The following is a 24,035-nucleotide window of genomic DNA, read 5'->3' as shown; positions in this document are numbered from 1 at the left end:
CAAGAAAGATTGACGGAAGAAGAAAGGCTCGAAAGAAAATAAAAGGATGGGGGAAATTAGGCGATGGTGAAAAAACAGCGGGACGTACCCGCTGCTTGGATGAGTCTGGATGAAAAATAGACGTTTATTTTCCGCCAATACTCAGACGGCTGAATCGCATTTTCGGCGCGTAGAATTGACGTGCATAGTCAGTAATCAGATCACTACCTACCGCATCAATTTCTTTTAACATTTGATAGAAATTGCCTGCTACGGTAATCCCGCGGACCGGTTGAATACGCTGACCGTCACGGCACAGGAAGCCGCTGGCACCAAACGAGAAATCACCACTGACGGCATCGGCGCCGGAATGGACGCCCTGAAGCTCAACCAGTTCCAGGTATTCACCGGCGGTTAGCTCAGCCTCAGAACTCTTACCGGTTGCGATAACCGTGTGGCGTGGCGAAATTCCCAGCCCACCTTTTGCCGACCGGGCGGCATTCGCGGTGTTTGCAATACCGAAGTAGTTGGCGGTATGGCTGTTGTGAAGCAGGCTATGCAGTTGTCCCTCACCGAGCAATACGGTATCTCGGGTTGCAAAGCCTTCACTGTCGAATGCCTTTATGGACGAGCCGCCCTGCACGTAAGCCGTATCAGTCATAGTTAATAGCGGGCTGGCGACCTGTTGATTCAGTGAGTCGCGCCATGGATTGATGCCTTTCATGGCCGATGGGCCTGAAAAGCACAGACTGAACGCACTGAACAGGTTGCTCAGGCAACTCAGGTCAAAAATGACGCTGTAGCTGCCGGTATTTACCGGCGCCCCTTCAAGCAGAGCCTGAGCTATATCGTAACCATGGTTGATTGCGTACTCGCTATCCAGTTCGTCAAAACGCCGACCGGAAGACATGCCGCCATGCATAGACTGCTTACCGTCTTTCTCATACAGGGTGTAGGCGTAGCAGTAGGCTGAACGCTCCTGGTGGAAACAGCGGGTGCCCAGCGTGTTCGCCAGAATGATCTGGCTATCTGATTCACTATAGCCGTTGTACGGCGCTGAGCTGGCGTGGGGTTTAGCAACTACACCGCTTTCCAGTGTCAGCGCCAGGACAATTTTGTCATCGACAGTTGCGGTGTCAGCCTGATAGATTTCAGGACAGTTGGTTGTCAGTTGGCTATCAGCACAGCTGATTGTCTGATGCTCATCCTGTTTTGTGTAACGGGCATTGGTCAGCGCCTGTTCGACCATCAGATCAAGGCTGTTTGGCTCGAGTGACTCGGAGTAGCTGGTGGCGATACGTTGATCTTTGATAATGCGCACACCGATAACTTGTCCGGACGTCACTTTGTACTCATCAAGCTCACCTTTGTCGGCTTTTAGCGAAAAATGGTGACCGGCACTGGCAATAACATCAGCCTCTGCGCCAGCAGTACGCACGCGGTCCAGCACTTGGTCAATGGCTTGCTGGAGTTGTTGTTGATCGGCCATTAGTTCCCTCCTCCTACCAGAATGTTGTCGACCTTCAGTGCGGGTTGGCCGACCGTTGTCGGAACCGACCCACTGACCGACCCACACATTCCTGCCGCCATGGCAAAGTCTTCGCCGACCATTGAAATTTCTTTCAATACTTTCGGGCCGGTGCTGATCAGGGTGGCAGTTTTGAGTGGACGCGTGATTTTACCGTCCTCAATCAGGTAGGCTTCCTGCACGGCGAAGTTGAATTCGCCGGTCCCCGGCTGAACGGAACCGCCCCCCATTTTCTTGGCATAAATGCCGCGTTCTACACTGCTAACCATGTCATCAAGCGAGCTACTGCCCGGTTCAATAAAGGTGTTACGCATCCGGGATGCCGGGGCAAATTTATAGGATTCACGACGGCCCGAGCCGGTACGGGCATAACCGGTTTTCAGAGAGCCCATGTGATCAACCATAAAGCTGGTTAGCTTCCCGTCTTTGATCAACTGGGTTCGCTGGGTTTCCATCCCTTCATCATCAATGTTGATGGAACCCCATTCATTGGTGAGGGTACCGTCATCGACCGCATTCACGACCGGGTTTGCAATCAGTTCACCCATTTTGTCGTGGAAAACGGAGGCTTTTTTCGCCACTGAGGTTGTTTCCAGCAAATGGCCGCATGCTTCGTGGAAAATGACGCCACCGAAACCGTTACCGATAATGACTGGCATTTCGCCGGTCGGGCAGGTTTCTGCGAACAGCTTCACCATCGCCTGCTGTGCGACCGTTTGTCCCAGAGCCTGCGCGTTCAGGCTGTTGCTGAACTCCCAACCAGTCAGTGCGCCTGGGGATTCAAACCCTGTAGACTGCTCACTGCCGTTTTTAGCAATAGCGGTTGCGGCAATACGGGTATAGTGACGGGTATCGCCAATGTGAAGACCCGTAGAGTTAAAAATTTCAACCTGCTGCTCACGTTGCATGATGCGACCAATGAACTGATTGATTTTTTCATGCTCGGCACGCGCTGCGTCGTTGCACTGGCGAAGGAACGCAATTTTCGCTTCCAGGTAGCCGTTCTGGCTGAGAGGCTGCTGGCAGGTATGAAGGTTATTGTGTCTGCTGAGATTCAGTGAACCGGCTTGAGCGATCTGATCACGCTTGTCTTTTGCCGCCAGCAGGCTGGTGACGCGCTTCAGTTCTTCTTCGTCTGTGCTGTTGGCGTAGCCATACAGAATTTTATTGCCGAAGAACAAGCGTATGCCGATGCCGAAATCAATACCTGAGCTGATTTGATCGATGTCACCGGAAATCAGTTCTACGGCACTTGACTGATGGTGTTCAACGAACAATTCAGCAAAGTCCGCACCCAGAAACAGGGCATGGTCAATCACCGCTTGTGCAGTTGAAGGGTTTAGCATGGTTGCTCCTTGCTTAATCGCCATCCGAGCAGTGCCCGGATTGGGTAATAGACACTCAGCCCACAACAGCGAATGAGTCGATGCGGGCTGTGGTGAAGTCCTGAACTGTTTTTATAACAATCCTGCTTCACCGATGGGTGATGTCAGTTTCATTATTAGCAGTCAAAATGATTTTTAACAGTTCAGTTACAAGGTTTGGGTCACTTTTCACTCGTTAATGAACACAGGATAGTTTCCAGTTCATCGTAAGGAAGTCTTTCTTTATCAATAACCTCGATGCGGGATTCGAAGTTTTCCAGGGACAGTTCGTTGACCGAAACCACCCGGTTAACAACGTTGAAGGCAAAACAGCCACGTTCGGTATTCACGACGGCCTTGACTCGCTGGGCATTCAGGTTTGAAAACAGGGTAAACAGCTTAGAAAAGTCAAACACCAGATCTGTCGCAAAAAACCAGCCGCAACTGCGATAACCCTGACCGCTATTTTCACGGCGGATAAACTGTTGTCCCGGTGCCAGTTCCAGCCCCGGGAGTGGCGCAGCGTCTTCCTCATGGCCGTGATGGTGATGGCTGTGGCTTGCCTGACGCTCAAGACGTTCAACTTCCAGCCATTCAAGCGCAAGTTCACCTTGCTCAACATGACCTAATACGGCTTTGGCCGGTGTTAAGGTATCGGCATACTGTTCAAAAGCGCGCAGGTCATCCGGCTGACTCTGATCAACTTTGTTGGCGACCAGAATATCTGCCAGCGCGATTTGATCCTGGAAATTTTGATTGTCAGTGTAGATTGAATCGGAAAACTGACGCGGATCAACCAGCGTGATGGTTGCTTTCAGGTCGATGTAGTCGCGGTAAGTATCAGACGTTAGTTTATTGATGATCTCTTTCGGATGCCCAAGGCCGGTCGGTTCCAGAAGCAGGCGATCTGGCTTTTGTGCCAGCAGGGCATTGATACCGACAGACATCGGTAAACCTGCGACACAGCACATGCAGCCACCCGGAACTTCTTTTACGATGGCACCTTGCTGATCCAGAATCGCGCCGTCTACGCCGACATTGCCAAATTCATTGATCAGAATGGCCCATTTTTCATTTTCCGGTTTACGGGCAAGCAAAGAGAGAATTGCAGTGGTTTTACCGGCTCCAAGGAAGCCGGTAATGATATTGGTTGGGATGCGCTTCATAAATTTTGGCCGCTCATCATGCTTGATAATGGCATCATCATAACATCCCAGCCGGAAGCGAAAAGAGGGTTTTCAGGCGCTTGTAGCCGTCTAACCCTCAAAAGTCTCAGGGAAGCTTCAGCTCCGGACGATTTTTAAACTCTTCCAGAGCTTCAGGGTTGGCCAGCGCACCCAGATTTTTGACGGGCTCGTTGTGAACCACGTTTCGGACTGCCAGTTCAACCAGCTTGCCGGATTTGGTTCGAGGAATATCACTGACACTCAGAATCACTTCCGGGAGATGCCGGGGTGAGCAATGGGTACGAATCCGATCCCGAATGGTTTTTTCCAGTTCCTCACTAAGAGAGACGCCCTCATTGAGTTGAACAAACAGTACCACCCGAACATCATTGGCCTTGTTCTGACCGATAACCAGTGAATCTTTTATCTCATCCAGGCGGTTAACCTGGCGGTAAATTTCCGCTGTACCGATACGTACGCCACCTGGATTCAGAACTGCGTCGGAACGGCCATAGAAAATCAGACCACCGTGTTTGGTTAGTGAGACGTAGTCACCGTGATGCCAGACACCGGGGAAAGTGTCCCAGTAGGCACTGTGATAACGGCTGCCGTCCGTGTCATTCCAGAAACCGCAAGGTTGGTTGGGGAAGCTGTTGCAGCACACCAGTTCGCCTTGACGTTCATACAACGGATGTCCTTCGCCATCAAACACCTGAACATCCATCCCCAATCCACGTCCCTGGCATTCGCCACGATATACCGGGCTGATGGGGTTGCCGATCGCAAAGCAGCCGCATATATCCGTACCGCCGGCAATAGACGCGAGTTGAACATCCTGATGAATGGACTGGTAGACGTAGTCAAACTGCTCAGGAGAAAGCACCGAACCGGTCGAGCACAAGGTACGCAGCTTATTCAGCTTGTGAGTTTGAATCGGCTGGATTACCTGTTTCTCCAGTGCTTCAAGATACTTGGCCGAGGTGCCGAACAAAGTAACGTTTTCTAGTTCAGCCATGTCCCACAGTACATTTCCGTTGGGGTAGAAAGGCGAGCCATCATACAGGATCAGCGTAGCTCCTGATGCCAGTCCGGTGACCATCCAGTTCCACATCATCCAGCCGCAGGTAGTGAAGTAAAACAGCCGGTCGCCCGGTTTTACATCACTGTGTAACTGATGCTCTTTCAGGTGATTTAGCAGCGTGCCGCCCACACTGTGAACAATGCACTTGGGTTTGCCGGTTGTGCCGGAGGAGTAAAGGATATACAGCGGGTGATCAAAACTCACTGGGGTAAAACCGAGTTCGCAGGGTTCCGTCGATGACAGAATCTGCGTCCAGTGATGTTCGCTGACACCCGGAATGGTTATTGCGTTTGTTGTATCGGTTACATTAGTGACGTTGTCACTATTGGCGGAGAGGCCAACGTATGGGATTGTGACCACGTGGGTCAGGCCTTCCAGTTCAGCGGCAATATCGGCTACTTTCTGGCGGTAGGTGTGCGTTTTACCGTTATAAAAATAGCCATCGGCAAAAAACAGGACTTTAGGTTTAGTCTGACCGAAGCGCTCAATGACGCTGTCGGCACCAAAATCCGGAGAGGTTGAAGTCCAGGTTGCGCCTAGTGCGGTGGTGGCCAGCATGGCAACAATGGTCTGCGGCAGGTTTGGTAAATAGCCCGCCACCACATCGCCTTTCGTGACGCCAGCCTGGTGCAGGAATCCGGCAATCTGAGCGGTTTGGTGATAGAGCTGTTCCCAGCTCAGTCGTTGAATCCGTGAGCTGTCGCCTTCACTGTGGAAGACGAGCGCGTCTTCTTTTGCTCGCTGGTGCCAGTTCTTGAGCAGGTTTTCTGCATAGTTCAGTTTTGCGTGCGGGAACCACTGGGTGTCTTTGGCTGGGGCTTGGCTTGCTGGCGGGCAGTAGCTGACTGGCGGTTTTTTCGCGCCTTCAACACCGCAAAAGTCCCAGAGCAAATCCCAGAATTCTTCACTGTGGTTGACACTCCACTGATGTAGCTGGTTGTAGTCGTGAAATAGGGTGTCTTTTTTTGCGCTGACTGCAACCATGAACTGGTACATCAGGCTGTCATGTATCCGGTCTTTTTCCGGCATCCAAAGCAGGGCTGATTGTGCGCCTGATGGGGTTGCCGTTGTTGAGGCAGTTGTGGTCATAATCTGTTACCTCAAGGTTGCTGGTTGTCAGGGTGGGCGGCAATAAATGCCGGTAGCGCCTGGCAGCGTGCTTCAATATCCAGTAGGCGAGGGTAATGGCTGAGATCGAAACCAAAACGTTTCGCGTTATAGAGTTGAGGAATCAGGCAAATATCAGCCAGTGAGGGTTCATCTCCGCAGCAAAAAGGGTGAGAATGGCGACTTACCATGACTTCCAGGCTTTGCAGGCCTTGCTTCAGCCAGTGGTGATACCAGGCCATTTTTTCGCTCTCGTCAATGGCCAGTGGACCGGTCAAGTATTTCAGCACCCGTAAGTTGTTCAGGGGATGAATATCGCAGGCAATCGCGAACGCGATTTCTCGGCATTTGGCTTTTTGCCATGGTTCGGAAGGCAGCAGTGGTGGCTCCGGATAACGTTCATCCAGATACTCAATAATGGCCAGTGACTGACTGAGAAGTTCGCCGTCATTTTCGGATCCTGCCGCCGGATCGGGAATGAAGCCCGGCACCAGTCCGCTTGGATTAAGCGCGGTATATGTTGTGCTGTTTTGTTCGTTGTCCAGTAGTGATACTGGCTGTTGTGCATACTCCAGCCCTTTGAGGTTAAGGGCGATTCTGACCCGATAAGACGCGGAAGAACGGTAATAATCGTACAGTTTCATGATAACAATCCTTTTATGCGCTAAACCTGTTTCGCTCTAAGCACAGTGCTGACACCTGGGTGTCAGCACTGAATCAAAGCGCAATAAGTACCGTTTTTACACGTGATGCGGATCGTGGTGGTTCAGATCTTCATCGTGATATTTGTGCTCGTAACGCACAACCGTCTGATCGATGGCGCCAAAAATGGAGTGCCCGTTGTCATCAAACATTTCGATACGGACTTTGTCACCAAAGCGCATGAACGGTGTTTTCGCTTCACCCTGATCGATAATTTCCAGCATGCGGCGTTCTGCCAGACAGCATGAGCCGCTGCTGCGATCTTTGTTTGAAACTGTACCTGAACCTATGATGGTACCGGCAGAGATAGCACGGCTTTTCGCAACATGCTGCACCAGTTCCGCAAAGTTGAACGTCATGTCTGTACCTGCATGCGGATTACCAAACAGCTCGCCATTGAGATGCACCGTCAGAGGGTGGTGAACTTTGTAGTCATGCCAGTTATCACCCAGTTCGTCCGGGGTCACGGCGACCGGAGAAAAAGCAGAAGCAGGCTTGGACTGGAAGAAACCAAAACCCTTGGCCAGCTCGCCAGGAATCAGGTTACGCAGCGAAACATCATTTACCAGCATCAGCAGTTTAATATGGCCGTGAACTTCTTCGGTGCGGGTACCCATGTCGACATCATCAGTAATGACTGCGATTTCCCCTTCGAAGTCGATGCCCCAGTTTTCGTCTACCGCTAGGATGTCGTCCATCGGGCCAAGGAAACCGTCAGACATTCCCTGATACATCAGCGGATCGGTCCAGAAGCTTTCCGGCATTTCGGCACCGCGGGCTTTGCGAACCAGTTCAACATGGTTAACGTAAGCACTGCCGTCTGCCCACTGGTATGCGCGTGGCAGAGGAGAGGCACACAACGCCGGATTGAACGGAAAGGTATCCGGTGCAATACCGTCATTAAGGTTACGGTACAAATGCTGCAGATCGGCCTCGACCTGATCCCAGTTATCCAGTGCAAACTGGAGAGTAGGGGCGATGTCGTGGGCATGAACGGCCGTTTTCAGGTCGCGGGAAACAACAATCAGCTGGCCGTCACGACCATGGTTAAGAGAAGCTAGTTTCACGTAATACTCCTTGTTTCAATGTTAATCCTTGGGTGGGCCGCAACGTGAAATAAGTGCGGCCTGCTGCGTTATTCGTTGGTCTTAGGTCGACTTTTCCAAGAATAAACATAGTCTTTATTTTCAGCACTTTCCGCTTGTTCACTCACTTCGAGTGGCCAGCGGGTATCAATCATGACGGCGACCTCGTCGGTTTCTTTCTTCGGTGATGACATACTGGCTGCCAGCGCTTTCGGATGCGGGCCGTGTGAAAAGCCGCATGGGTGGTGCGTGATCATGCCGGCTTCGATGTTGTCACGGCTGAAGAAATTACCGCGGTGGTAGAACAGCACTTCGTCATAATCATCATTGTTGTGATAGAACGGCACTTTCAGTGCATTCGGGTCACTTTCAATTGGGCGTGGTACAAACGTGCATATCACAAAACCATCTGCCACAAAGGTAGTGTGTGCCGATGGCGGCAGGTGATAGCGGTGGCTCATCAGCGGGCGGATATCACGCCAGTTCAGTTTGAACACGGTCAGATCCCCCTTCCAGCCCTGTGCATCCAGCGGGTTGTACGGGTAAGTGATAGTGTTTAACTGGCTGCGTGCTTTCAGCTTCACTTTCCAGGTCTGGTTGTCACTTTGCTGCGCCAGGAAGGTGTCGTTGATTCGTGCATATTCCAGCACGCCCGGGTCAAACACCGCATGTTTACCGACAATACCGCGTTCTGCCATTTTGTAGCCGCTGTTGGTGGCTTCGATCAGCAACATTTCAACCGGCTCGTGCGGCTCAATACGCCAGCTGGTGGCGCGTGGCAACACAATGTAATCACCGTCACGGAAACTCAGGTGGCCGTAGTCACAGAACAATTCACCGCTGCCGTTATGGATAAACAGAACTTCATCTCCATCACCATTGCGGGCCAGGTGGTCCATCTCTTTGTCGCAGCGCCATGAACGCAGACGGACATTGTTGTTGAACAATAACAGGGCGGCATCCCAGGGCGAATTGCCTTGAGTTTCAATCAGGTTGGTATCAATCGCTCGCGGACGCAAAGGCCCTTCCCATTCCGTCCAGCCTGTTGGCGGGTGGCTGTGGTACATATGACTGGCCGGACCAAAAAAACCTTCCTTGCCACACTCGCGCTCATACGTGCCTTCCGGTAGATCACAGTGTGCCTGCCGGGAGACTTTCCCTTCAGAAATAGGAAACTGAAACCATTGACGCATTGCCTGTCCCTCTGGTTATCGGTGGGTAAAATTTGACGTTAAATCCGTGGTTAACGTTTTGTTAATTCATAGCTTAACTCTGGCCCAGAGCGTGCTAACAGGCAACTGTTGCCGAAATTTAGCTTTTTGTCAGATGTTCGGTTTGCTTTACATATCCAAGTAAATTCAATGAGTAATGGCAACCCCCAGTGTTTACAAGGGCTCTGGAGGGGTTTTTCAGGGTTGAAAATGGTGTGTAAATGAAATGTTACAGGTGGGGTTTTTCTGATTCTTGAGAAGGGCTTCCTTTGTCCACCTGAACCCTCCTAATCTAATTAATAACCAGCGAGGACAATCACTTTCCTATTCCGGGGAAGTGAATCCGAAAGCTGAACTGAATGATTAGGACCAACCAAATTTGCCAAGGTGAGGCAGAAACAGATGAAGTAGGACGATTATGGGTAGTGCGACTAAATATGTATCAAAAAAGCCCGATGAACGAGGCTTTGTGGACTGGGATCAGTCTGAAAATCAGATTTGGCATGATTTGGTGACTCGTCAGCTTAGTTGCGTGAGCGGACGTGCCTGCCAGGCCTACATTGACGGCCTGAAAATGTTGAATTTACCAATCGACAAAGCGCCGCAACTGGGGGATGTCAACCGGGTGCTGAAAGCACAAACAGGCTGGGAGTGTGTCGCAGTACCCGCCCTGATTAACTTTGACAGGTTCTTCGAATTGCTGGCAAACAAGCAATTTCCGGTTGCCACCTTCCTGCGCAGCCGCGAAGAGTTTGATTATCTGCAAGAGCCGGATTTTTTCCATGAAATCTTCGGTCACTGCGCCATGCTGACGAATCCGGCGTTTGCTGAATTTACGCATACCTACGGGAAGCTGGGATTCAGTGCTTCACCGAAAGATCGGGTATATCTGGCACGTTTGTACTGGTTTACCGTAGAGTTCGGTTTGCTGCAGGAAACCAACGGCATCCGAATTTACGGGGGCGGTATTTTGTCATCGCCGGGTGAAACGCGATTTGCGCTGACAGGTGATTTCGAAAGTGCCAATGATTCGGTCAACGATCCTGAATCGGGCTTAAACCAACAGAACACCGAACAGATTGAATTATCACAACGTGAGGTCAAACCGATTTACCGGCCATTTGACCCGATTGATATCATGCGAACACCATATCGCATTGATATCATGCAACCTGTCTATTTCATCCTGGATGACATTCAACAGCTTTTTGAGCTGGCTCAGCAGGATATTATGAGTATGGTGGAGCAGGCGAAGGCAATGGGCCTTCATGAACCGCTGTTTCCACCGAAAAACAAGGACGAAGACAAAAAAGTGGGGAACTATGTCTGAATTACATGAACTGAAATGTGAAGCTTGCCAGATTGATGCGCCAATGGTGACGGAACTGGAAACAACAGAGCTGGTGAAAGATATTCCGGAATGGGACGTATTGGATCGTGATGGCATTAAGCAGCTAGAGCGTGTATTCAGCTTTAAGAACTTTAAGCAGGCATGGGCCTTTGCCGACAAAGTGGCCGAAATGGCGGAAGAAGAGTTCCACCATCCGACGATTACTCTGGAATGGGGCAAAGTAACGGTTTGCTGGTGGAGCCACTCCATCAAAGGGCTACATAAAAATGATTTCATTTGCGCAGCAAAAACCGATCAGTTGCTGGCAGAATAATGACATAAAAAATCGCGGCAATCTTTACGGTTAGCCGAGCTTTCATAAAACCCTAAGTTTAATAAACTTAGGGTTTTTTCATGTTACGTTAAGGTAAAAACAGTATTTTATTGCTTATGGAATGAAATATATTTGCGTTATGATTGCGAAAAATCATACGTGAGCCTTATCTATACTGATAATAGATAAGGGATTTAGAGGTTACATATGGGCAAACCACAAGAGCCTGACACGCTGGTTGGCTGTGAAGAGTGTGGGTTGGTGGTTGAACTGCCGACATTAAAAGATGGTGAAAAAGCAACGTGTCCCCGTTGCGATCACACTTTGGCGAAAAGAATAGCTTTGCCCTTTCAGCGTCCGCTGTCTTATGGCGTTGCCAGTCTGGTTATGCTGGTGGCAAGCATCAGCTTTCCTTTCATGTCATTTAGTGTGAAGGGGATCAAACAGGAAATCACGCTTATGCACGCAGCAGAAATGCTGAGTGTGTTTCAGAACAGTTTACTGGCGCTTTTGCTTCTGCTGACGGTGCTGATTCTGCCGGCAACCTACCTTATTTCTTTACTCTATTTTTATTTTCGGGCCTGGACACTGGTGATGGGCAGAAGCAGTAATGCGATCAGTGCAACGGAAAAACGTCTGTGCCGGTTGATGCTGCGTATTGAACCCTGGTTGATGGTGGATGTATTTCTGATTGGGGTGCTGGTCAGCCTGATCAAGATCGCTTCATTGGCTGATATCGGGTTGGGTATGTCATTCTGGGCGTTCTGTATTTACACCGTGCTGGTGGTGAAATGCGTGTCGATGGTTGACCCTACCTGGTTATGGATGCAGTTCTTGCCGATGGAACGACTGCCGCAGGTCAAAGCCGGTGACTCCCACCTGTCTGACAATCACATCAGTTGCCATTATTGCGGTCAGCTGAATGCCATTGATCAGGACGGAAAGCGATGTGTGCGCTGCCACGGTAAATTGCATGGTTATCATCCGCAAGCGATGCTGCAACGTTCCTGGGCGCTGCTTATTGCTGCCACCATCTTTTTTATTCCGGCAAACCTGTACCCGATGATGTACACCGTGAGCTTGGGTAATAGTGAAGGCTCCACCATTCTGGAAGGGGTGGTGCTGCTATGGCAACTGAAGTCTTATCCGATTGCGGCGGTGATTTTCTTTGCCAGTATTCTGATTCCGTTGGCGAAAATTTTTGCCCTTATCTGGCTGTATTCACATGCCCAGAAGGCCACGTCGATGGATGATATGAAAGCTATCAAGAAGCTGAAGCTCTATCGGATGACCGAATTTATTGGTCGCTGGTCAATGATCGACATTTTTGTCGTGGCGATTCTGGTTGCGCTGGTACAACTGCAAAACCTGATGGCGATCTACCCGGGTCCGGCGGCACTTTCATTTGCAGGCGTGGTATTACTGACCATGCTGTCTGCGATGTCATTCGATCCGCGCGTGTTCTGGACCAAACAAGAAAGTGACACGAATTCCTCACAAAACGCTGTGAACCATTAAGAGAAAGAAATCTATGAGTGAACAACCCTCATCAAGGGCTAAAACCCATGTGATTAAGCAGGTATCGTCCATCTGGCTGGTACCCCTGATTGCCGTTGGTATCGGTATCTGGATGCTTGTTCAGTACATTACCAGTCAGGGCCCGGTTATTACCCTGCGTCTCGATACCGCAGAGGGGATCGAAGTCGGTAAAACCGAGATCCGCGCTCTGAATGTAAAAGTGGGTGTCGTGACCGATGTGGTCCTGAACGATGATTACAGTGCGATTGAAGTCACTGCCCAGATGGATAAAGACGCCGAGCGTATGCTGATGGAAGATACCTTATTTTGGGTCGTGAAACCGCGCATTGGTAAGTCGGGTGTCTCGGGGCTGGATACGTTGCTCTCTGGTGCGTATATTCAGTTGCAGCCGGGCCATGCAGACAAAGAAAAACGTCATTTCGATGTGCTCGATATTCCACCGGTCGCGCCACCTGATGCAAAAGGGCTGCGTTTGATTCTGACCCACAATGAAGCCGGTAAACTGGGGGTGGGCGATCCTGTTTTGTATGAGGGCTTTACGGTTGGCCGTGTTGAGAAAGTCATGTTTGACACCAACACCAAGAAAGCACACTACCAGCTGTTTATTTTCGAGCCTTACAACGGACTAATTCGTAAGCGTACCCGTTTCTGGCTGACGTCTGGTGTTGATATGCAGATTTCGGCAGAGGGCTTTAACCTGAAAATCGGCTCAATTGAATCCTTGTTGACTGGCGGGGTAAGCTTCCGCGTGCCTAATGGTTACGATCCGGGTGAGCTGATCACGAAAGACAAATCTGTGTTCCGCTTGTATGACAGTATCAAAGATGTACGTGAACGTTTCTTCGACGAATATCTGGAATATGTCATGTTGTTTGATGAGTCCGTTCGCGGCCTGAAAGCGGGGGCGCCAGTGGAATACCGTGGTATTCGCATCGGTACGGTTCAAAAAGTGCCGTTGAATATGGCGATTGGTGTACGTGAAGGCTTTAGCAACCGTCCAATTCCGGTATTGGTACGTATCGAGCTGGGACGTGTCGCTGAGCATGTCAGCAACGAGACGCTGGAATCGTTAAAGGTCAATCTGGAGAAGGAATTTGGTAACGGACTTCGCGGGACCCTGAAAACAGGCAGTCTGCTGACTGGTGCGTTGTTGGTTGATCTGGAAATCTATAAAGATGAGAAGCCGTTTGTACCGCGGCAATATGGTGAATATACGATCTTCCCGACCAAGGCGGGTGGCTTTGCTCAAATTCAGCGTGAAGTGATGGCTGTATTGAAGAAAGTCAACAATCTGCCGATTGAAGATACGCTGACAACACTGACTCGAACCATGGAAACGTCGCAGCAGACATTGCGAGCAACTGAAAAAGTGGCTAGTCAGCTTAACAATCTGTTAGCGCAGCAAGAGACACAGGCGCTGCCGGGCGAGATTCGTAAGAGCCTGCAACAGATTCAGAATACCCTGAATGGTTACGGGCCAGACGGCGTGCCATATCAGAATCTGGAATCTGCACTGCAGCAGTTTGAGCAGGTAATGGCTGACCTGCAGCCTGTTTTACGCCAGTTGAATGATAAACCTAATTCACTAATCTTCTCAGATGAAGCACCGGCTGATCCGATTCCGGTTGGAGGAAAACAATAATGAAAAGAGTCGTCTTACTGGCACTGCTTCTGGCCGGGTGCAGTTCATCGGAACCGACCACCAGCAAAACGTATTTGCTGCCAACCACCGAAACGAATTTGGCGACCTCGTTCGCCAATAAACATCAGCCGGTTGTTGTGGTAAGACCGGTTCAGGTTGCGGAGCACTTGTCCGGTACAGGTCTGGTTTATCAGACCAGTGAAACGGAAGTTGTTCAGGCGCGCCAGAATCTGTGGGCAGAGAGTTTGTCTAAACAGCTGACCCGCATCATTACGCAGGAACTGCGTCAGAAACAGTCTCGCTATTGGTTTGACGAGCTCTCACCGGTCGTCAGTAATGCGAATGTGCCGAAACTGCAGGTGAAATTTGACCGTTTTAACGGGCATTTCACGGGACTGGCACAACTGAGCGGACAGTGGATTTTGACCGATGCGGAAGGCAGAGCGGTCTCCAGGCAACCATTTTCGATTCAGGTACCGCTTGAATCCGGTGGATACGATGCTCAGGTTCTGGCGTTGTCAGAAGGGGTCTCTCGCCTGACTACACAGATTAGTCAGAGTATCAGTCAGCTGACGCTGTAACGTGAACCGAACACGCTGGTCTGCCAACTCGTTAACAGACCAGTGAAAAATAGCAAAAAAAGAGAGCCCGAAGGCTCTCTTTTTTGTCGCGGCAAACTCGGCGCTGACTGATCCTCTGATGTCGCTACAAGGAAATGGTCGCGGCCAGAATACCTTTACCGTCAGTTAGCTTAGTAGCCAGTTAGGGTATCGCTTGCCTGAATGTACCGCGCTGTGCTCATGTTGAATATAGGGATCCTGACATAGGGACCCTGATACATTGTCCTCAAGTGGGTTACCTGTATCTTCGTTACGGCTACATGCACTTTGGTACCGTTCTCTTACTGCCGCTCAGCGATGGCATTTTCGGTAATATCCGTTGACCCAGCACTCTGGTAAGGATTCGCCAGAGGGGAACGCAAGATATTGTTTATCAACACTGACCGGGTCAGCCAGATCCTCACCAGACTGATACTGCACAGTAACTTCATTGGAGAATGGGTTGATCAGGGATGCCATGTCGATGACATCCACCAGATCGCCGGTACGGGACTCTTTCAAAAACATTTCTCTCTCCATAGTTTGCTATGTGACTGAGAATACAAACCGAATCTTGGCTAAAGTTAGCCAAGCAAACATCGATCACTGTTGGTTATCGTTTTGGTTTAATTATGGCTGATTTTGCGCGCTTTGCTTTTGGTGTCGATCAGCCTGCTGTAAAGCGTGTGCAGCGTATGGTATTCGGTGGATAGTGTGATTCTAGCGACCGGTTATGTTCAAACGATACGCGCGCCAACCTAACCACCAGATAAGCTTCAGCTACGCAGCTATACGCATCAACAAGGATATTAAATGAGTCAGTTTTATTGGGGTGTGGACCTTGGCGGCACCAAAATTGAGTGTGCGGTGATGAATACGGAAGATCAGTGCGTCCTGCGACACCGAATTGATACTGAAGGTGAGCAGGGGTACGAGCACGTTATTGGCCGGATTGGTCTGCTGGTTAACACTTGTGCCAACGAACTTGGTGTATTTCCGGCGCGAGTGGGTTTCGGTACGCCGGGTACGCTGGACCCGGCAACGGGGGTGATGAAAAACTGCAACTCCACGTTTTTAAACGGACGAACGCTTGATCGTGATCTGGAAGCTGAATTGGGTGTGCCTGTGGTGCTGGCCAATGATGCAAATTGCTTTGCCTTGGCAGAAACCCGTTTAGGTGTAGTAAAAGATATTTGCCCCGATGCACAGGTTGTTTTCGGCATCATTATGGGAACCGGTGTCGGCAGTGGCATTGTGGTGCACAACCAGGCTCTGTACGGCTGTCATGGTATCGCCGGTGAGTGGGGACATAACGTTATTGAAGCTGGTGGGGTTGCCTGCTACTGCGGAAAAGCCGGATGTGTGGAAACCGTGATCTCCGGAAAAGGACTTGAACAATATTTTCAGCAACAGGCAAAGGTCAGTGCGCCGGTGCCACTTCAGCAAATTGTTGCCATGTCAGCGCAGGGAGAACCGGCAGCGCAGAAAACATTGGAGCGGCTTTACTCGTACTTTGGAAAGGCGGTTGCTCAGGTGATCAATATTCTGGATCCGGATGTCATTGTGGTTGGCGGCGGAGTGGGCAATATTGACAGCCTTTACGAGCATGCTGAGCAGGCCATTTTACCGCATTTGTTTAATCCGGTGCTCAATACCCGAATTGTCAAACCCAAGCTGGGTGACAGCGCCGGGGTTTTCGGTGCAGCGATGTTAGTTAAACCGAATTAAGTGGCAGCTGTGAGTGAATGTAAACCCAGCTAGTCTGTTGGCTGTTGACTCGCCTGAGTGTGTCAATGGACTAACTGTGTCTGCGGAAAAGAGATTCTCCTGAGGAAGCTATACTTCTGGCAATGTGATAACGGTTAAGCGGGCAGGTAACTGCCGGCCAGACTCAGATTTCATGCCCAAATTCCATGCCCACATTCCCTGATAGGAGAGTAATGATGAAAGCTGACTTGTCTCAGGTAAAGCGTCTTCAGGTAAAACTGCCTTTAGTGTTGCTATTCACGCTTGGGTCTTCTGGCAGTATTGCTGCCACGGACCTGCCGCAACCCTCGCACGGAATAGATTATCCGGCAGGATGGGATCAATGGTCTGCAGTCGCTGTTTCGCACCGTACGGATAACAACACAATCCGCTTAATCTTAGGCAATGAATTGGCGGTGAAGGCCGCGCGGGAAGGCCAAACCAATCCCTGGCCGGACGGGGCGATATTAGCCAAAGTCGTGTGGAAAGATACCGAGCTGGAAAATTGGAAAGCAGCTACTGTGCCGGGTGAGTTTGTCCATGCTGAGTTTATGTTCAAAGACTCTAAACGTTTTACAGAAACGTATGGCTGGGGCTGGGCGCGTTGGGTTGGGCCTGAACAAAAGCCTTTTAATGAAGGCGCTGGCGTGTGCGTGGCATGTCACACGCCAGTTAAAGATCGTGACTGGGTATTTACCGATGTGCCTTTCTTTCCACAGTTTAAATAACGGGTAACGGATGTTTTCGTGACGTTGTGACAAAACCTATTGGCAGATAAACCCTGTTGGTAGATAAACCCAATCAACCCCAATACGGCAAGGTGCTAAGGTTTCTGGAATTGGCACCTTGTAGCTTGCATCCAGTAGCGGCACCTTGTAACGGAATCAGGCACCTAACTCCTGATAAACAGGTGCCATGTAGACCATATCGGCCATATCGATAGGTACTTGGTAAATTGAAGATAGGCCAATTGGTAACCAAAATCCCGCAGAGACTTAACACCGTTCCGATAAAGCCTCAGAAAATAAAGCTCAGCATCAGAGTAAATAACTGGGCATCTTTATCTTCCCCGAGACGTTTGCTTGGCACCGTAAACTGGCCGGGGTTTAATGCATCATAATCCGAGCGTGCCATGTAAACGCCTTGCCATTCAGCATTCAGTGAAATTGTGTACGTTAAATCGTATCGAACACCCGCCGTCAGACTCTGAGATTTTCTGCGATGATGACTTTCGCCGTATACCAGATATGGTGTGAATTTATCTATGGTATAAGCACCGGACAAATACCAGTTACTTTGCAATTTATCCGTCTGAGCTTCAGCAATCAGCTGCCAGCCATCCCAGGAATATTCAGCACCCAGAGTATAGATATTCAGCGTTTCCTGATATGGATTCGGATCCGAGGTCAAGGTGTACTGAGTATTCATATAGCCGAAGTGAATGCGGTAATTAAAACCGCTGAGTTCGACAGATAAACCCGCCATATGATTGGTATCGAATGTCAGGGTTTCATCGCCGAGGCGCGTAGTATTATTGCGTTCAAAGCCATAATAGGGTGACAGTGTCACAATGGCTTCATCATTCAGCTCTTTCAGCCACAGGGCAGAGATACCGTCAAAATAGGTAAACCCTAAAATACTGTCATAAACCTCCTGAGGGGGACGTGCCCATGGGTAGGTCTGGCCGACGTAGTAGTACTCCGACATCAGAAATAAGGGGATGCGCAGACGTCCGCCTTTCAGGTTGAGCCCGCCGAACTGATAGCTGAGATAACCCCATTCCATTTCAGGATCAGACCAGTGATCCTGAGGGCGTTTAACAACCTGTAACGATGCCCTGAAAGCATCAGATAACTGCCAGTCAGCCTGCAAGCCAAATGTCGTATCACAGTCAAAACAGGTGTCATCGACAATTTCACGATGTACAAACAGCGGTGCGGCGTTATCGGTACGAGTCACCGATGTTGACCCGAACCCGCTGACGGATAATGAGTCAGAAAGCGGAATGGCGGCCTCACTGAAAGGGGCGGCGACAAGCAGTGGAAGTAATAAGGTAATGTATTTGGTCATTCCGTTACTCTCCTTGTAACACCGTGATCAGAATATTGGCATTTTCGGGCACATCGCGAATGGGCGCATACGCGATGCCGTTCGGATTGTTGTTCAGCCACTCCAGAATGTCTTTAATGTCGTCACTAGACAGTTCTTCCGGCGGTGTCCCTTTGCCGGAAAATGACAGACTGGCCCAGTAGCCATTCATTTGAGATACCGACTTGCCAAGTAACATGTTGTAAAACTCTTCGCGGTGAATGGAGTTTTCAGGTAAATCAACCAGGACGATATTAATGCTGCCGTTCAGTTTCTTGGTTTTCCCTTTGTAAAGCATGCGGGCTTTACTCTTACTTAGCGGGGGAAGATCGCTATTGAGCGTAAAGACAGCAAATTCAACGTCGTTTCCTTCCCTTGCGAGCGTCATTTTGCTGGTGGTGAGTAGTGAAAATACGATCAGCGTAGCGAGGAAAAAATGTGTAAAACTCAATCCTTTGAACATCGATAAAGTTCCATCGTACTGCTTATATCCTGCTATAAATACTAGTAGACATTGATGTGACTACAAATAGACATTTCAGGAATGCAAAGCAAGGAGCAAATATGGGCCTTCTTAACAGGCTTTCAATCAAACTGCGTATATTAACGCTGGTTATCCTGCCGATGGCATTCGCGGGGGTATTTACCGGAGAAGAAGTCACAAAATTGTTGGATAAGGTGAAATCACTGGGAATGTTGCAGTCCCGAATCGAACTGCTTGATGCTAATTCCGATTTTTCACAGGCTGTACATACCCTGAAAACAGACAAACTGGCCAATATCGGCAATCCGCATTTATCCATCCCTGCCTATGAATCGCTTTCTCGTTTCGAGTCGCAACTGGCCAGTGCATTCTCACTTACTACCTTACCGCAGGTACAGACTCAAACGTTAGAAATGAAAGAGCTGTTGGAAGAGTATGAGCGAGTTTCACCAGAAGAAGTGAATGACTGGTCAGACTGGGGTATTGATCTGGTGACGCAAAACCTGGTGCTGCTGGAAAAGCACAAACTGGCCATCGGTGAAGCGGCGATTGAACAAAAGGTCGATATTCTCTTTCAGTTACAATGGCTTCAACTTTGGGCACAGCAGGAAAACTGGTATATCCAGCTGATTCATCAAATACCGCAAAACGCTCCCGTTTATAAAGAACAACTTGATACCCTGATTGAACGACAGCAGTTGATCATCGAGCGCTACCTGACGATCAATGCCACGCCAGCGCAAATTGAATTGCTCAGCAATACCTTTGCCAATCCGGTGTTTGCGACCAGCCACAGTTATCGTAACCAGATTTTTGATGACAATCAGGTCACCGTCGGAATGACAGAAATGGTGAAAACGCTGAACGAGCGTTATGCCCTGATTCAGTATGTTGTTCACACACTCAGCAGTGAGTTGCACCGAAATATTGATGACTCCATTCAGTCAGCCCGCACCCTGATCTGGTTTTATATTGCCGGTATTGTGTTTTCATTGGTCGTGACCCTGATTCTGGGCATGAATCTGTTCCATCGTTTTGGTTCGTATTTAAACCGGATACTGAAATCAATGGCCAGTCTGGAAAAAACCGGTGGTCACGAAGCCAAAGTCGAGGCTGATGGCAATGATGAGCTGACGCAGTTCAGCCATAAACTGAACCGCCTGATTGATGAGAGAATCCAGAACCGGATCAACCTTATCCGAGCTAAAGAAGAGGCGGAAAAAGCCAACAAGGCGAAAAGCTCCTTCCTCGCGAATATGTCTCATGAAATCCGTACGCCGCTAAATGGTATCATTGGCATGTCGGGGATTCTGGCTGATACGGAACTGACTCCATCACAGGTGGAGTATCTGCAAACCATTGAAACCTCCTCACAGACCTTGTTGCTGCTGATAAATGACATTCTGGATCTCTCGAAGATTGAGTCAGGGAATCTCGTGCTGGCACCAACGGAGTGTGACGTTCAGGAGGTCGCCTATGACACTATCACGATCATTCTTGCGCGCGCCGCGACACACGGACTTGATCTGCAAATTAAACTTGACCCGGCTTTACCGGCTCTGGTCATGCTGGATGAATACCGGCTGCGTCAGGTACTGATCAATTTACTCTCTAATGCGGTGAAGTTTACTCACAGTGGTTCCATTACCCTTGAAATAACGAATGAGCGTGTGAATGAGAAACATGTCAGGCTGTCGTTCTCGGTCACGGATACAGGGATAGGTATCGAAAAAGATAAGCAACAGCAGATTTTCGCTCCTTTTACTCAGGAAGACGGGTCAATCACCCGCCAGTTTGGTGGCACCGGGCTGGGACTGGCAATCTGCCGCCAGCTGGTGGAGTTAATGGATGGCGAAATTCAGTTGCAGTCAGAGAAGGGAATCGGCAGCCGTTTCACGTTCAGTATCGAAGCACCTGTTTATCAGCAATTCCCTTCGGATGTTGAGCCTCTGCGAGGTAACCATGTGCTGATCGTCGGTGATAGCTCTGATCACCGGGAATGGATTCACCATGAATGCCGCAAAAATGGCGTGCATGCTGAAGCCCTGACTGTGGAGCATTTTCTCGGCAAAGCGCAGCGCGTTGAAACGGACAGCTATGACTTAGTCATTTACTGCCAGAACTCGCTGACAGAATCAAAACTTCACCTGTCTGAGATTCGTCAGTTGTTACCGGGATTGACGGTGGTGCTGAGTTGCCGTCATCTGGATGATAAGTACGATTTTGGCAACAGCGTTGATGGGGTCATTACCTTGCCATTGCTTGGGCGACGTTTCGTCAGAACACTGAAGTCAGCGATTAGCTCGGGTAAAACAGAAGCCAGTACGCTGGGAAGTGACACCGTACATACCGAGGAAACCGAAAAAGTCCTGATCGTGGAAGATAACATCGTCAATCAGCGAGTGGCATCTGTTTTGCTGAAAAAAGCAGGATACCAATACGACATTGCCAGTAACGGGCAAGAAGCTGTCGAAGCGTTTAAGCTGGGATCACCTTACTATGCGGTGTTGATGGATTGCATGATGCCGATAATGGATGGCTTTTCAGCGACCCGAGAGATCCGCCGCTGGGAAAACGATCAGTCCGACATTATTACCCGTACCCCAATCATTGCGCTGACAGCCAGTGTGCTGGACGAAGACATTACCAAATGCTTTGATGCCGGCATGGATGACTATGTTGCGAAGCCGTTCAAAAAAGAGGTTTTGCTGGAAAAGCTAAAAGGTTTGAGTTCTCTGGTTTAAGCGTGGGTCGGGGCACTGACAGCCGGATAGCCGACTCTCTGAACCAATATTATCTCTGCCCGGTTTTTGGCACTTGCGGCTTAACATTAACTGGTTAACCATTGGCTGATTAAGAATCGCCCTGAACGGAAGGGCTTTAGGGTGTTTCTTCTTTGCTGTTGTTTTTGCGGCTTTTAGTCAATTATTCGCTTTTAACTATTCGCTTTATTTTAAATAGTCCACACTTGAAGGGCGGCCTGTCGACGCTGCCAATTTGGCATCTGGCACTGCTTTTTCAACGGTGGTATGCGCGTTTAAGTCACCGATTTTAAATCCACGATTGAATGGTTACGTAAATGGGGCCCGTTATTGCGAGGTAACCATCTATGAGTATTTTACTTGAGCAAGCAAAACTATTTTTTGAAGCCTGTGAAACTGGTCAGGGGTGGGAGATATGCAGTGCTTATTGCCATCCCGATGCCACCTTCTCAGCCCAGGCCGATGCTTTGACTGAGATAGATACGCTGCAACAATACACCGAATGGACCAAAGGAATATTAACGCCTATACCTGATGGGCACTATGAATTACGGTTCTTTGCCGAAGACGAATCGCGAGACGCTGTAGCAGCTTACGCCGTGTTTCATGGCACCAACACCGGTCCGGGTGGCCCGGATGTTCCTACCGGAAAAACCATCGCGGCAGATTACGTGTATGTGATGCAGTTTGAGGACAATCGAATTCGGCACATGACCAAAATCTGGAACGATACTATCAGCCTCAGACAGTTAGGCTGGGGATAACCGGTGAAACGAGGTAGGGCGTTAGGCAGGGAAGCCTGCAAATGCCAGTGGATGTCGTTGTCGGATACTGTTGTTAGGATGCTGTCGTATAAGCTGTTGAATCTGATTTTTGAACGGAATTTTACGCGTAACCCGTTCTGACTCTTGCTACTTTGAGTGATTTATCGCACACTTCGGGCGTTTTTTACTGTGACAATAGGTTTTCATTATGGCATCCACTGCAGCAGCTCTGCATATTCTGGTCAAACACAAAGAACAGGCCGACGATATTTTGATGCAACTCAAAAAAGGCGCTAAGTTTCAGACGCTTGCAAAAAAATATTCAACGTGTCCGTCAGGTAAGCGTGGCGGTGACCTCGGTGAATTTCGCCGCGGAGCGATGGTGCCGGCGTTTGATAAAGCGGTATTCAGCGGCAAGGTGCTGGAGCCAATTGGTCCGGTAAAAACAAAATTCGGATACCATATTATTAAGGTGCTTTACCGTACATAAGGGTAAAACCTGTATTGGCACTGTTCGAGACAGTGTCGACAAGATGGCAGGGTATATTCGAACGGTCCTCCTGTATGCCTGCCATCACTAACATATCCTTATCTCATTCAATCTAGGCTCATTCAAGCAGGACACACTAAAGTCGGACACATTCAAATCTAATCCTTTCAAATATGCAGCATGCGAAACCAACTTCGGCTACGTTGAGCGCGAGTGCATATTAACGTTGCCAAACACTTTTCTGATGTCATTATTGTCTATAAAAACCCTTTGGAGTCTTTTTCATGTCGGATGTGATTCGTTATCAGATTCATCCAACTAAGGATCAGTTACAAGATGCCACCGCAATTCTCGCTACACAGCCTAATGCGAAGCATTTAGTGACTCCTATAAATTTGGCCAACGATTTTTGTGTGGTGGTTGCCATTGATGGCGAAAAAGTGGTGGGGGTTGCTACTATAAAAGCACTTAAGCAGGCAGATATTGGTGAAATTGGTCACCTTTACGTTCTTCCCACTTATTTAAGGCAAGGTATTGCGAAACAACTTACCCATTTACGCATCGAATATGCGCTGAAACATGGTTTGGCGTTACTTTATGCGGTGATTAAAGAAGGTAACGTAGCATCGACACAAAACCTTATTAAATTTGGTTTTCAACATTTTGGTTTATTTACCAATGTGAAAAAGACCGGGAAGAATTTCGACTGGTACTATCTGGTTCTGGAAAATTCTCTGGATGGTGAATCCGTAATGGCTACATTAACTCATCCTCGTCAACGCCTTCTATAGAGATGTTGTTAATATGGTATTTTGTCCCTCTAGTCGTTACACCGAAATGTCAGCCTTAATAAGCAAGGCGGCATTTTACGTTTAATTACTGTTATTACCCTAATACAATAATGAGTCAGGGTGAATTTCTCTGACTCGTTTTTCCCAATCGCGTTAACGTATTAGGTTAGTCGCGGTTCTCATTAGTCAATTTTTTATACTTCCTCTTATATCAAGTAATCTAAGGTTTTTGTAAAAAACACC

The 24,035-nt window shown here is 49.1% G+C and carries 21 protein-coding genes; 11 read left to right on the top strand and 10 right to left on the bottom strand.

The window, feature by feature from the left end; genetic code table 11:
• Positions 1 to 124 precede the first annotated feature (124 nt).
• The 7 genes from C9I92_RS15020 to C9I92_RS14990 all read right to left on the bottom strand — a co-directional run bounded on the left by C9I92_RS15020 (position 125) and on the right by C9I92_RS14990 (position 9,205).
• Positions 125 to 1,468 (bottom strand): TldD/PmbA family protein, encoded by a 1,344-nt coding sequence (locus C9I92_RS15020; RefSeq protein ID WP_047885848.1) that lies wholly within the window; start codon positions 1,466 to 1,468, stop codon positions 125 to 127.
• Positions 1,468 to 2,853 (bottom strand): TldD/PmbA family protein, encoded by a 1,386-nt coding sequence (locus C9I92_RS15015; RefSeq protein ID WP_047885847.1) that lies wholly within the window; start codon positions 2,851 to 2,853, stop codon positions 1,468 to 1,470. Before C9I92_RS15015 ends, C9I92_RS15020 begins: the two co-directional genes overlap by 1 nt.
• A gap of 200 nt (positions 2,854 to 3,053) precedes the next feature.
• Complete coding sequence (locus C9I92_RS15010) at positions 3,054 to 4,037, bottom strand: CobW family GTP-binding protein (RefSeq protein WP_047885846.1); 984 nt, start codon at positions 4,035 to 4,037, stop codon at positions 3,054 to 3,056.
• A 106-nt stretch (positions 4,038 to 4,143) separates the two neighbouring features.
• The gene (locus C9I92_RS15005) at positions 4,144 to 6,207 is read right to left on the bottom strand and encodes an acetoacetate--CoA ligase (RefSeq protein ID WP_053061866.1); all 2,064 of its coding nucleotides are present in this window, start codon (positions 6,205 to 6,207) and stop codon (positions 4,144 to 4,146) included.
• A gap of 11 nt (positions 6,208 to 6,218) precedes the next feature.
• A complete protein-coding gene (maiA, locus tag C9I92_RS15000; RefSeq protein ID WP_047885845.1) occupies positions 6,219 to 6,869 on the bottom strand; it encodes a maleylacetoacetate isomerase in 651 nt (216 codons plus the stop codon).
• 96 nt (positions 6,870 to 6,965) lie between these two features.
• Positions 6,966 to 7,994, bottom strand: coding sequence for a fumarylacetoacetate hydrolase family protein (locus tag C9I92_RS14995; RefSeq protein WP_047885844.1), 1,029 nt, complete (start codon positions 7,992 to 7,994; stop codon positions 6,966 to 6,968).
• Between the two features lie 68 nt (positions 7,995 to 8,062).
• The gene (locus C9I92_RS14990; protein ID WP_047885843.1) at positions 8,063 to 9,205 is read right to left on the bottom strand and encodes a homogentisate 1,2-dioxygenase; all 1,143 of its coding nucleotides are present in this window, start codon (positions 9,203 to 9,205) and stop codon (positions 8,063 to 8,065) included.
• A 436-nt stretch (positions 9,206 to 9,641) separates the two neighbouring features.
• On the opposite strand from C9I92_RS14990, the gene phhA reads away from it, so the two are divergent.
• From phhA to C9I92_RS14965, 5 genes are all read left to right on the top strand, one after another.
• The gene (phhA, locus tag C9I92_RS14985; RefSeq protein WP_047885842.1) at positions 9,642 to 10,553 is read left to right on the top strand and encodes a phenylalanine 4-monooxygenase; all 912 of its coding nucleotides are present in this window, start codon (positions 9,642 to 9,644) and stop codon (positions 10,551 to 10,553) included.
• A complete protein-coding gene (locus C9I92_RS14980) occupies positions 10,546 to 10,887 on the top strand; it encodes a 4a-hydroxytetrahydrobiopterin dehydratase (protein WP_047885841.1) in 342 nt (113 codons plus the stop codon). The genes phhA and C9I92_RS14980 overlap by 8 nt, the downstream gene beginning before the upstream one ends.
• 207 nt (positions 10,888 to 11,094) lie before the next feature.
• Positions 11,095 to 12,405, top strand: a complete 1,311-nt coding sequence (locus C9I92_RS14975; protein WP_047885840.1) for a paraquat-inducible protein A — start codon at positions 11,095 to 11,097, stop codon at positions 12,403 to 12,405.
• A gap of 13 nt (positions 12,406 to 12,418) precedes the next feature.
• Positions 12,419 to 14,068 (top strand): intermembrane transport protein PqiB, encoded by a 1,650-nt coding sequence (gene pqiB, locus C9I92_RS14970; RefSeq protein ID WP_047885839.1) that lies wholly within the window; start codon positions 12,419 to 12,421, stop codon positions 14,066 to 14,068.
• The gene (locus C9I92_RS14965; protein WP_047885838.1) at positions 14,068 to 14,649 is read left to right on the top strand and encodes a PqiC family protein; all 582 of its coding nucleotides are present in this window, start codon (positions 14,068 to 14,070) and stop codon (positions 14,647 to 14,649) included. The genes pqiB and C9I92_RS14965 overlap by 1 nt, the downstream gene beginning before the upstream one ends.
• A gap of 330 nt (positions 14,650 to 14,979) precedes the next feature.
• On the opposite strand, the gene C9I92_RS14960 is transcribed toward C9I92_RS14965, so the two are convergent.
• Positions 14,980 to 15,195, bottom strand: a complete 216-nt coding sequence (locus C9I92_RS14960) for a hypothetical protein (RefSeq protein ID WP_047885837.1) — start codon at positions 15,193 to 15,195, stop codon at positions 14,980 to 14,982.
• 285 nt (positions 15,196 to 15,480) lie between these two features.
• Between C9I92_RS14960 and C9I92_RS14955 the strand changes: the two genes are divergently transcribed.
• Positions 15,481 to 16,395, top strand: a complete 915-nt coding sequence (locus C9I92_RS14955; RefSeq protein WP_047885836.1) for an ROK family protein — start codon at positions 15,481 to 15,483, stop codon at positions 16,393 to 16,395.
• Between the two features lie 212 nt (positions 16,396 to 16,607).
• The gene (locus C9I92_RS14950) at positions 16,608 to 17,141 is read left to right on the top strand and encodes a cytochrome P460 family protein (protein ID WP_207103745.1); all 534 of its coding nucleotides are present in this window, start codon (positions 16,608 to 16,610) and stop codon (positions 17,139 to 17,141) included.
• Between the two features lie 289 nt (positions 17,142 to 17,430).
• Here the strand turns inward: C9I92_RS14950 and C9I92_RS14945 are convergent, their stop codons facing one another.
• Together C9I92_RS14945 and C9I92_RS14940 are read right to left on the bottom strand one after the other, a co-directional pair.
• Entirely contained in the window at positions 17,431 to 18,483 is a 1,053-nt protein-coding gene (locus C9I92_RS14945; protein WP_047885834.1) for a porin, read from the bottom strand.
• Positions 18,484 to 18,487: 4 nt separating this feature from the next.
• On the bottom strand, positions 18,488 to 18,964 hold the full coding sequence (locus C9I92_RS14940) for a hypothetical protein (RefSeq protein WP_047885833.1): 477 nt from the start codon (positions 18,962 to 18,964) through the stop codon (positions 18,488 to 18,490).
• Positions 18,965 to 19,065: 101 nt separating this feature from the next.
• On the opposite strand from C9I92_RS14940, the gene C9I92_RS14935 reads away from it, so the two are divergent.
• The 4 genes from C9I92_RS14935 to C9I92_RS14920 all read left to right on the top strand — a co-directional run bounded on the left by C9I92_RS14935 (position 19,066) and on the right by C9I92_RS14920 (position 23,792).
• The gene (locus C9I92_RS14935; RefSeq protein ID WP_047885832.1) at positions 19,066 to 21,729 is read left to right on the top strand and encodes a hybrid sensor histidine kinase/response regulator; all 2,664 of its coding nucleotides are present in this window, start codon (positions 19,066 to 19,068) and stop codon (positions 21,727 to 21,729) included.
• A gap of 365 nt (positions 21,730 to 22,094) precedes the next feature.
• Complete coding sequence (locus tag C9I92_RS14930) at positions 22,095 to 22,511, top strand: ester cyclase (protein WP_047885831.1); 417 nt, start codon at positions 22,095 to 22,097, stop codon at positions 22,509 to 22,511.
• Positions 22,512 to 22,719: 208 nt separating this feature from the next.
• A complete protein-coding gene (gene ppiC, locus C9I92_RS14925; RefSeq protein WP_047885830.1) occupies positions 22,720 to 23,001 on the top strand; it encodes a peptidylprolyl isomerase PpiC in 282 nt (93 codons plus the stop codon).
• Positions 23,002 to 23,285: 284 nt separating this feature from the next.
• The gene (locus C9I92_RS14920) at positions 23,286 to 23,792 is read left to right on the top strand and encodes a GNAT family N-acetyltransferase (RefSeq protein WP_047885829.1); all 507 of its coding nucleotides are present in this window, start codon (positions 23,286 to 23,288) and stop codon (positions 23,790 to 23,792) included.
• Positions 23,793 to 24,035: the final 243 nt, after the last annotated feature.

Source organism: Photobacterium ganghwense (assembly GCF_003025595.1).
GTDB lineage: Bacteria > Pseudomonadota > Gammaproteobacteria > Enterobacterales > Vibrionaceae > Photobacterium > Photobacterium ganghwense.
This window is presented reverse-complemented; position numbering and strand designations above follow the sequence as displayed.

Coding starts and splice junctions, on each gene's coding strand:
- C9I92_RS15020 (WP_047885848.1), bottom strand. CDS start 1,468: ATGGCCGATCAACAACAACTCCAGCAAGCCATTGACCAAGTGCTGGAC.
- C9I92_RS15015 (WP_047885847.1), bottom strand. CDS start 2,853: ATGCTAAACCCTTCAACTGCACAAGCGGTGATTGACCATGCCCTGTTT.
- C9I92_RS15010 (WP_047885846.1), bottom strand. CDS start 4,037: ATGAAGCGCATCCCAACCAATATCATTACCGGCTTCCTTGGAGCCGGT.
- C9I92_RS15005 (WP_053061866.1), bottom strand. CDS start 6,207: ATGACCACAACTGCCTCAACAACGGCAACCCCATCAGGCGCACAATCA.
- maiA (WP_047885845.1), bottom strand. CDS start 6,869: ATGAAACTGTACGATTATTACCGTTCTTCCGCGTCTTATCGGGTCAGA.
- C9I92_RS14990 (WP_047885843.1), bottom strand. CDS start 9,205: ATGCGTCAATGGTTTCAGTTTCCTATTTCTGAAGGGAAAGTCTCCCGG.
- phhA (WP_047885842.1), top strand. CDS start 9,642: ATGGGTAGTGCGACTAAATATGTATCAAAAAAGCCCGATGAACGAGGC.
- C9I92_RS14980 (WP_047885841.1), top strand. CDS start 10,546: ATGTCTGAATTACATGAACTGAAATGTGAAGCTTGCCAGATTGATGCG.
- C9I92_RS14975 (WP_047885840.1), top strand. CDS start 11,095: ATGGGCAAACCACAAGAGCCTGACACGCTGGTTGGCTGTGAAGAGTGT.
- pqiB (WP_047885839.1), top strand. CDS start 12,419: ATGAGTGAACAACCCTCATCAAGGGCTAAAACCCATGTGATTAAGCAG.
- C9I92_RS14965 (WP_047885838.1), top strand. CDS start 14,068: ATGAAAAGAGTCGTCTTACTGGCACTGCTTCTGGCCGGGTGCAGTTCA.
- C9I92_RS14960 (WP_047885837.1), bottom strand. CDS start 15,195: ATGTTTTTGAAAGAGTCCCGTACCGGCGATCTGGTGGATGTCATCGAC.
- C9I92_RS14955 (WP_047885836.1), top strand. CDS start 15,481: ATGAGTCAGTTTTATTGGGGTGTGGACCTTGGCGGCACCAAAATTGAG.
- C9I92_RS14950 (WP_207103745.1), top strand. CDS start 16,608: ATGATGAAAGCTGACTTGTCTCAGGTAAAGCGTCTTCAGGTAAAACTG.
- C9I92_RS14945 (WP_047885834.1), bottom strand. CDS start 18,483: ATGACCAAATACATTACCTTATTACTTCCACTGCTTGTCGCCGCCCCT.
- C9I92_RS14940 (WP_047885833.1), bottom strand. CDS start 18,964: ATGTTCAAAGGATTGAGTTTTACACATTTTTTCCTCGCTACGCTGATC.
- C9I92_RS14935 (WP_047885832.1), top strand. CDS start 19,066: ATGGGCCTTCTTAACAGGCTTTCAATCAAACTGCGTATATTAACGCTG.
- C9I92_RS14930 (WP_047885831.1), top strand. CDS start 22,095: ATGAGTATTTTACTTGAGCAAGCAAAACTATTTTTTGAAGCCTGTGAA.
- ppiC (WP_047885830.1), top strand. CDS start 22,720: ATGGCATCCACTGCAGCAGCTCTGCATATTCTGGTCAAACACAAAGAA.
- C9I92_RS14920 (WP_047885829.1), top strand. CDS start 23,286: ATGTCGGATGTGATTCGTTATCAGATTCATCCAACTAAGGATCAGTTA.